This window comes from Streptomyces sp. NPDC001002 (genome assembly GCF_053599215.1).
The window spans coordinates 19994-28098 of the sequence record NZ_JBSFLV010000117.1 but is presented as its reverse complement, the minus strand read 5'-3'; the positions used below and the strand labels follow the sequence as shown (position 1 = coordinate 28098).

7 protein-coding genes are annotated in these 8105 nt (G+C 68.8%); 5 read left to right on the top strand and 2 right to left on the bottom strand.

Translation table 11 applies throughout. From position 1 onward, the window contains the following. The coding region (locus ACWDR3_RS36250) for a hypothetical protein (RefSeq protein ID WP_450356811.1) at positions 1 to 781 on the bottom strand (781 nt) is incomplete at its 3' end. Positions 782 to 1030: 249 nt separating this feature from the next. Here ACWDR3_RS36250 and ACWDR3_RS36245 point away from each other — a divergent pair. From ACWDR3_RS36245 to ACWDR3_RS36225, 5 genes are all read left to right on the top strand, one after another. Then, a complete protein-coding gene (locus ACWDR3_RS36245) occupies positions 1031 to 2224 on the top strand; it encodes an argininosuccinate synthase (RefSeq protein WP_450356810.1) in 1194 nt (397 codons plus the stop codon). Positions 2225 to 2344: 120 nt separating this feature from the next. Further along, complete coding sequence (argH, locus tag ACWDR3_RS36240; RefSeq protein ID WP_450356809.1) at positions 2345 to 3772, top strand: argininosuccinate lyase; 1428 nt, start codon at positions 2345 to 2347, stop codon at positions 3770 to 3772. 149 nt (positions 3773 to 3921) lie between these two features. After that, complete coding sequence (locus ACWDR3_RS36235) at positions 3922 to 4893, top strand: aldo/keto reductase (RefSeq protein ID WP_450356808.1); 972 nt, start codon at positions 3922 to 3924, stop codon at positions 4891 to 4893. A gap of 116 nt (positions 4894 to 5009) precedes the next feature. Beyond that, positions 5010 to 5591 carry a TetR/AcrR family transcriptional regulator gene (locus tag ACWDR3_RS36230; protein WP_450356807.1) on the top strand — a complete coding sequence of 194 codons (582 nt, stop codon included), beginning with the start codon at positions 5010 to 5012 and terminating at the stop codon, positions 5589 to 5591. Further along, a complete protein-coding gene (locus tag ACWDR3_RS36225) occupies positions 5588 to 7111 on the top strand; it encodes an MFS transporter (protein ID WP_450356806.1) in 1524 nt (507 codons plus the stop codon). The genes ACWDR3_RS36230 and ACWDR3_RS36225 overlap by 4 nt, the downstream gene beginning before the upstream one ends. Positions 7112 to 7167: 56 nt before the next feature. Here the strand turns inward: ACWDR3_RS36225 and ACWDR3_RS36220 are convergent, their stop codons facing one another. Then, on the bottom strand, positions 7168 to 7839 hold the full coding sequence (locus tag ACWDR3_RS36220; RefSeq protein ID WP_450356814.1) for a lysophospholipid acyltransferase family protein: 672 nt from the start codon (positions 7837 to 7839) through the stop codon (positions 7168 to 7170). Positions 7840 to 8105: the final 266 nt, after the last annotated feature.

The window sequence follows — 8105 nt, the reverse complement described above, 5'->3', positions numbered from 1 at the left end:
GGCCCAGGATGGCGTTCTGGACGAAGTTGGCGCCGCCCTGTCCGACGGTGTCGACGAGGCGCTTGTCGGCCTCGTCGATCTGGGTCTGGAGGAGGGCGAGGTTGCGGTCGACCTCGGCCTGCGCGGAGGCCGGGATCTCCGGCAGCTGCGAGGCGACGTCCGGGCAGCTGATCGTGCCGACGCCGGTGTTCTCGCCACTGGCCGCGTCGCCCGCACCGGTCGAGCCCTCGGCGCCCTCCGCCGCCGCAGCCGTCTCGCTGGGCGCGGCGGAGACGTCGTCACCGGCGCCCGTGTCCTCACCCGTGCCCGTGTCGCCACCGGTGTCGGCGACGCCCCCGGCGTTCAGCGTGCAGGGCGCCAGCGCGTCCAGTCCGGTCGGCTTCTCGGCGGTGCGGCCGATGGCGGTGGCGATGCGGTTGACGGTGGCGATCCGCTTGTCCTCCAGCGGGCCGAGGATGGCGTTCTGGACGAAGTTGGCGCCGCCCTGTCCGACGGTGTCGACGAGGCGCTTGTTGGCTTCGTCGATCTGGGTCTGGAGGAGGGCGAGGTTGCGGTCGACCTCGGCCTGGGCGGAGGCCGGGATCTCCGGCAGCTGGGACGCGACGTCCGGGCAGGTGATCGTGCCCGGGTCGGCCAGCGTCCGGGCGGTGTTCCCGTTGCTCTTGGACGTCTCCCCGGCCAGTGCGGAACCGGCGATCACCGCGCCGGACAGCACCAGCGCGGCAGCACCGCCGATGAACGCGACACGGCGCTTGTTGTACTTCGGAAGAGCCCTGGACATGGGGATGCCTCACTCAAGTCGGGTGTGTGTCGGGGGTGTTCGGTGTTTACAAACGCGGCGCCTGCGTTCGGCGAGGAGTACGGGCAAGCGGTTTCTGATGTTCAAGGAAGTTGCAAAATTCCCGGCCCGGTATCCCGTCGGCGTGCCGACCCGGCCTTTGGCCGACCGCCTCTCGCACCCCGGATTGACGAACCATGCAGAGTGCTGCATACTCATGCATGTCAGCGAATGCACTGTGAGGAGAAACCCGTGACCGAGCGCGTCGTACTCGCCTACTCAGGCGGATTGGACACCTCCGTCGCCATCGGCTGGATCGCCGAGGAGACGGGCGCCGAGGTCATCGCCGTTGCGGTCGACGTCGGCCAGGGTGGCGAGGACCTGGACGTCATCCGCAAGCGCGCCCTCGCGTGCGGTGCGGTCGAGGCCGAAGTGGCCGACGCCAAGGACGAGTTCGCCGAGGAGTACTGCCTCCCGGCGATCAAGGCCAACGCCCTCTACATGGACCGCTACCCGCTGGTCTCCGCGCTCTCCCGGCCGACGATCGTCAAGCACCTGGTCGCCGCCGCCCACAAGCACGGCGCCACCACGGTCGCCCACGGCTGCACCGGCAAGGGCAACGACCAGGTCCGCTTCGAGGCCGGCATCGTCGCCCTCGCCCCCGACCTCAAGTGCATCGCCCCGGTCCGCGACTACGCGATGACCCGTGACAAGGCGATCGCGTTCTGCGAGGACAAGAACCTCCCGATCGCGACCACCAAGAAGTCCCCGTACTCCATCGACCAGAACGTCTTCGGACGCGCCGTCGAGACGGGCTTCCTGGAGGACATCTGGAACGCCCCGATCGAGGACATCTACGAGTACACGCAGAACCCGGCGGTCCAGCGGGACGCCGACGAGGTCGTCATCACCTTCAAGGCGGGCGTCCCGGTCGCCCTCGACGGCAAGCCCGTCACCGTCCTCCAGGCCATCCAGCAGCTCAACGAGCGCGCCGGCGCCCAGGGCATCGGCCGGATCGACATGGTCGAGGACCGCCTGGTCGGTATCAAGTCCCGTGAGGTGTACGAGGCTCCGGGTGCGATCGCCCTGATCACCGCCCACCAGGAGCTGGAGAACGTCACCGTCGAGCGCGAACTGGCCCGCTACAAGCGGCAGGTCGAGCAGCGCTGGGGCGAACTGGTCTACGACGGCCAGTGGTTCTCCCCGCTCAAGCGCGCCCTGGACGGCTTCATCGACGAGGCCAGCCAGCACGTCAACGGCGACATCCGCCTCACCCTGCACGGCGGCCGCGCGGTCGTCACCGGCCGGCGCTCCGAGTCGTCCCTGTACGACTTCAACCTCGCCACCTACGACACCGGCGACACCTTCGACCAGGCCGCGGCCAAGGGCTTCATCGACATCTACAGCCTGTCGTCGAAGATCGCCGCCAAGCGAGACCTGGCGTAACCCCGCGGGTGCCTCACACACGCTGATCTGACAGCCGCCTCCTCACCTGGAAAGGTGGGGAGGCGGTGGCGCATCCACCCCCGTTCCGACCCTCTTCCGACTTCCGAGGAGTACGAGCAAGTGAGCAGCAACAGCGGTGACGTACGGCTCTGGGGCGGCCGTTTCGCCGACGGTCCCGCCGAGGCCCTGGCGAAGCTGTCCGCGTCCGTCCACTTCGACTGGCGGCTCGCGCCCTACGACATCGCCGGTTCCCGAGCCCACGCGCGCGTGCTGCACAAGGCGCACCTCCTCACGGACGACGAGCTGACCCGCATGCTCGCGGGCCTCGACCAGCTCGCGGCGAACGTGGCCGACGGCACCCTGGTCGGCACGATCGCCGACGAGGACGTCCATACGGCCCTGGAACGCGGCCTGTTGGAGATCCTCGGCCCCGACCTCGGCGGCAAGCTCCGCGCCGGCCGCTCGCGCAACGACCAGGTCGCGACGCTCTTCCGCATGTACCTGCGGGACCACGCCCGGACGATCGGCGGTCTGATCGCGGACCTCCAGGACGCGCTGATCGGGCTCGCCGAGGCCCACCCGGACGTGGCGATGCCCGGCCGCACCCACCTCCAGCACGCCCAGCCGGTCCTGTTCGCCCACCACGTGCTGGCCCACGTCCAGCCCCTGTCCCGGGACGCGGAGCGCCTGCGCCAGTGGGACGAGCGCACGGCGGTCTCCCCGTACGGCTCGGGAGCCCTCGCGGGCTCGTCCCTCGGCCTGGACCCGGAGTCGGTGGCGAAGGACCTGGGCTTCGAGCACGGCTCGGTCGCCAACTCGATCGACGGCACGGCGTCCCGCGACTTCGTCGCCGAGTTCGCCTTCATCACGGCGATGATCGGTGTGAACCTCTCCCGGATCGCCGAGGAGGTCATCATCTGGAACACGAAGGAGTTCTCCTTCGTCACCCTGCACGACGCCTTCTCCACGGGCTCGTCGATCATGCCGCAGAAGAAGAACCCGGACATCGCGGAGCTTGCGCGCGGCAAGAGCGGCCGCCTGATCGGCAATCTCACGGGCCTCATGGCAACGCTCAAGGCCCTCCCTCTCGCGTACAACCGCGACCTCCAGGAGGACAAGGAGCCGGTCTTCGACTCCATCGACCAACTGGAGGTCCTGCTCCCGGCGTTCACCGGCATGATGGCCACGCTGACGGTCCACCGCGACCGCATGGAGGAACTGGCCCCGGCCGGCTTCTCCCTCGCCACCGACATCGCCGAGTGGCTGGTCAAGCAGGGCGTCCCGTTCCGGGTGGCGCACGAGGTCGCGGGCGAGTGCGTCAAGGTCGCGGAGGCCGAGGGCATCGAACTGGACGGCCTGACGGACGACCAGTTCGCGAAGATCTCGGCCCACCTGACCCCGGAGGTCCGGACGGTACTCAACGTTCCGGGCGCTCTCGCCTCCCGAAACGGGCGAGGCGGCACGGCCCCGAGCGCGGTGGCGATCCAACTGGCAGAGGTGAAGGCGAATGTGGAGGCACAGCACGCTTGGTCAACGGCGAAGAGTTGAGTGTCTTTAGGGGCGCGGGGAACTGCGCGAGCAACCACGACGCACCCGCACCCGCCAATTCACCGCATCCCCCATCGCTCTGAAGCGAAGGTCATCGCGGGTTACGTTGGTCGGAAGCCGTACCGGAGCCGACCCCCACGGAGCCCGCGATGCCCTTCGCCCGACTGGCCACAGCAACAACCCCCACCTGCCACATCGGCCTAGGCCTCGCCGCAGTAGGTCGCCCCGGCTACATCAACCTCGGCCGAGAAGCAGACCTCGGAGAGAACCGCGGCGTCGACGCGATGCGCCGCCGCACCCACGAACTCCTCGACGCCGCGTACGCGCAAGGCGTCCGCTACTTCGACGCGGCCCGCTCCTACGGCCGAAGCGAGGAGTTCCTCGCAGACTGGCTGCACGCGAGGCCCGACATCGACGACGTGGTCGTCGGCAGCAAGTGGGGCTACACCTACACCGCCGGCTGGACGACAGATGCCGAGAAGCACGAGGTCAAGGACCACACAGTCCAGACCTACGACCGCCAGCGCGGCGAAACCGCCGAGCTGCTCGGCGACCGTCTGGACCTCTACCAGATCCACTCCGTGACTCCCGACAGCCCGGCCCTCACGGACAAGGAACTGCACGCCAAACTGGCGGAGGCGGCGGCCCAGGGCATCACCATCGGCTTCTCCACCAGCGGCCCCGCCCAGGCGGACGCCATCCGGGCCGCCCTCGCCGTGACGGTCGACGGCGAGCCCCTCTTCCGTACCGTCCAGTCGACGTACAACGCCCTGGAGACCTCGGCGGGCCCCGCCCTCGCCGAGGCGCACGACGCCGGCCTCACGGTGATCGTCAAGGAGGGCATGGCCAACGGACGGCTGGCGGAGCCGTACGCGCCGGACGCGCTGAAGGCCGTATCCGCAGAAACGTCACTTGGCTGCGACGCGGTCGCCCTCGCGTTGATCCTGCGCGAGCCCTGGGCAGGCGTGGTCCTCTCCGGCGCCGCGACCGTCGGCCAACTCGCCTCCAACCTGCACGCGGCGGTCGTGGACCTGGACGACGACCAGGTGTCCCGCCTCGCGACGCTGGTCGAGGACCCGCAGACGTACTGGGAGAAGCGCGGCCGGCTGCCCTGGCACTGAGCAATCCCTGTCGACCATGACCAACCACCTATGACCAACCACCCATGATCAACCGTCCATGAGACAGTCATGCCCGTGATGAGACAGAAATGTCTCACATGGTTTATGGTTGTCTCATGGCTCTCGATCGCGACCACGTACTCCGCGCCGCCGCGGCCCTGCTGACCCGCAAGTCCACCGCGACCATGGACGAGGTCGCCAAGGCCGCCGGGATCAGCCGGGCCACGCTGCACCGCCAGTTCGCGGGCCGCGACGCGCTCGTGCGGGCGCTGGAGGCGCTCGGCATCGCCGAGTGCGAGACCGCGCTGGAGGCGGCGCGGCTGGACGAGGGCCCCGCCGAGGACGCCGTACGGCGGCTCGTCCGCGAGATTGAACCGGCGGCCGGCCTGCTCGCCTTCCTCTACACCGAGAACCAGCTGTTCGAGGGCGAGGAACAGCACGTGGGCTGGGCCCGGATCGACGATCGCATCACCGCCCTGTTCCGGCGCGGCCAGCAGGACGGCGAGTTCCGCATCGACCTCACGCCCGCCTGGCTCACCGAGGCGCTGTTCGGCCTGCTGGCCTCCGGCGCCTGGATGGTGCAGAGCGGCAAGGGTGCCCCCAAGGACTTCACACGCATGATCGCCGAGCTGCTGCTCGGCGGCGCACTGCGCAGAGACGAAACACGCAGAGACGAAACACGGAGAGAGGAATCATGACCAGCACCCTGCAGCCGGCGTCCACGACCGAGGCGGTGAAGCGCCCGGGCCGCTGGCTCGCGCTGTCCGTCCTCGTGCTCGCCGTGCTGCTGGTGGCCGTCGACGCGACCGTCCTCGGCCTCGCGACCCCTTACATCAGCGAGGACTTGAAGCCGTCCGGCACCCAACTCCTCTGGATCGGCGACGTCTACTCCTTCGTGATCGCCGGCCTCCTGGTCTCCATGGGCAGCCTCGGCGACCGCATCGGCCGCAAGCGCATCCTGCTGCTCGGCGCCACCGCCTTCGGCGCGATATCCGTCCTCAACGCCTATGCCTCCACACCGGAGTTGATGATCCTCGCCCGCGCCCTGCTCGGCGTCGCGGGCGCGACCCTCATGCCGGCCACCCTGGCCCTGATCCGCAACCTCTTCCACGACCCGCGCGAACGCAGCCTGGCGGTGGGCATCTGGGGCGCAACGGCATCCGCCGGTACGGCAGTTGGTCCGGTCGCGGGCGGCTTCCTGCTCGAACACTTCTGGTGGGGCTCGGTCTTCCTCATCAACCTGCCGGTGATGGCGGTCCTCGTCCTGGTCGGCATCAAGATGCTCCCGGAGTCGAAGAACCCCAACCCCGGACCGTGGGACATGATTAGCGTCGTGCTGTCCCTGGTCGGTGTGATCGGTGTCGTCTACGCGGTCAAGGAGGCGGCGACGCACGGCTTCGAGTGGCACTCGGTCGCGGCGGGCATGGCGGGAGCAGCGGCCCTGTACTGGTTCGTGCGCCGCCAACTCACGCTTCCCGCACCTCTGTTGGACATGCGCCTGTTCCGCAACCGCGGCTTCAGCGCGGCGGTCCTGGCCGACCTGCTGACCATCCTCGGCCTGTCCGGGCTGGTGTTCTTCCTCTCCCAGTACCTGCAACTCGTGCAGGGCAGGGGCCCGTTCGAGGCGGGCCTGGCCGAAATCCCGGCGGCGGTGGGCGCGGTGGCGGCCGGTCTGATCGCGGGTCGCGCGGCCCGGCGCTTCTCGGTCCGCTCGGTCGTCGCGGGCGGTCTGGCGGCGGTGGGCCTGGCACTGGCCGTACTGACGACGCTGGGCCAGTCGACCGGTTACCCGATCCTCGGTGCCGCGCTGCTGGTGGTGGGCGTCGGCGCCGGCTTCTCCTTCACAGTGACCGCCGACGTCATCCTCTCCTCCGTACCGAAGGAACAGGCGGGCGCGGCATCAGCGGTCTCGGAAACGGCGTACGAACTGGGCGCGGCCCTCGGCATCGCGGTCCTGGGCTCGATCGTGACGGGCGTCTACAGGGGCTTCGCGTCTCCGGCGGGCACGCCGGAAGGGGCGCACGAGTCACTGGGTGGCGCGGTGGAGGCGGCGGGAAATATGCCGACTCAGACGGCCCAGGAAATGCTGACGTCGGCAAGGGAGGCTTTCGTCAACGGCCTCAGCGTGGCATCAGCGGTGGGCGCAACGGTCCTGCTGGCAACCGCAGTTGCGGCATGGTTCATGCTGCGAGACCAACGGTTGGAAAGCGCCCCGTAAGGGGCGCGGGGAACTGCGCGAGCAACCACAACGAAGCCGCACCCAAAAACGAACCGTTACGCAGCCTTGGCCTTCGTGGCGTACATATCCACGTACTCCTGCCCCGACAACCGCATGACCTCAGTCATCACAGAGTCGGTAACAGCCCGCAGCACATACCGATCCCGATCCATCCCCTCGTACCGAGAGAACTCCATCGCCTCACCGAACCGCACGGTCACCCGCCCCGGCCGAGGAAACCCCGCCCCACCCGGCTGCAACTTGTCCGTGCCGATCATCGCGAAGGGAACGACCGGCGCCCCCGTCATCATCGTGAGCCGGGCGATGCCCGTGCGCCCCCGGTACAGCCGGCCGTCGGGCGACCGCGTGCCCTCGGGATAGATCCCGAAGACCTTGCCCTCTTCAAGGACCCGGCGCCCGGTCATCAACGCCGCCACGCCACCGTTGGCACCGTCCCGGTCCACCGGGATCATGCCGACGCCGGTGAAGAACCAGGCCATCAGGCGGCCCTTGAAGCCCTTGCCGGTGACGTACTCGTCCTTGCCGATGAAGAGCACCTGCCGGTCGCAGACCAGCGGAAGGATCATCGAGTCGATGAACGTGAGGTGGTTTCCGGCCAGGATGACGGGACCGTCGCCCGGGATGTGCTCCACGCCCTCCACCTGTGGGCGGAACATCAGGCGCATGATCGGTCCGAGCACTGCCTTGATGAGCGCGAAGCGGGACAACGGGCCCTCCGGTGTCAAGGGATTCAATATGAGTCTGTGCAGGTCGGGACGATACTCGCGGTTCGACCGGTCGTGCACATCGGGGAGCGCGGGTTCACCGAGGTCTTACGCACTGTTGACCCGCGTTTACCTGCGGTGGCGCCCCGTTGGCAGTCGGTAACCGCCCCGGAACGATGTGACGGAGGTCGCGTACCTCGAACGGAGATTCCTATGCCGGGGATCCCCGGGCATCCGCGCGGGTCTCCTGATACGACATCCCGAGTCAC

Coding starts and splice junctions, on each gene's coding strand:
- ACWDR3_RS36235 (WP_450356808.1), top strand. CDS start 3,922: ATGCCCTTCGCCCGACTGGCCACAGCAACAACCCCCACCTGCCACATC.
- ACWDR3_RS36225 (WP_450356806.1), top strand. CDS start 5,588: ATGACCAGCACCCTGCAGCCGGCGTCCACGACCGAGGCGGTGAAGCGC.
- ACWDR3_RS36230 (WP_450356807.1), top strand. CDS start 5,010: ATGGCTCTCGATCGCGACCACGTACTCCGCGCCGCCGCGGCCCTGCTG.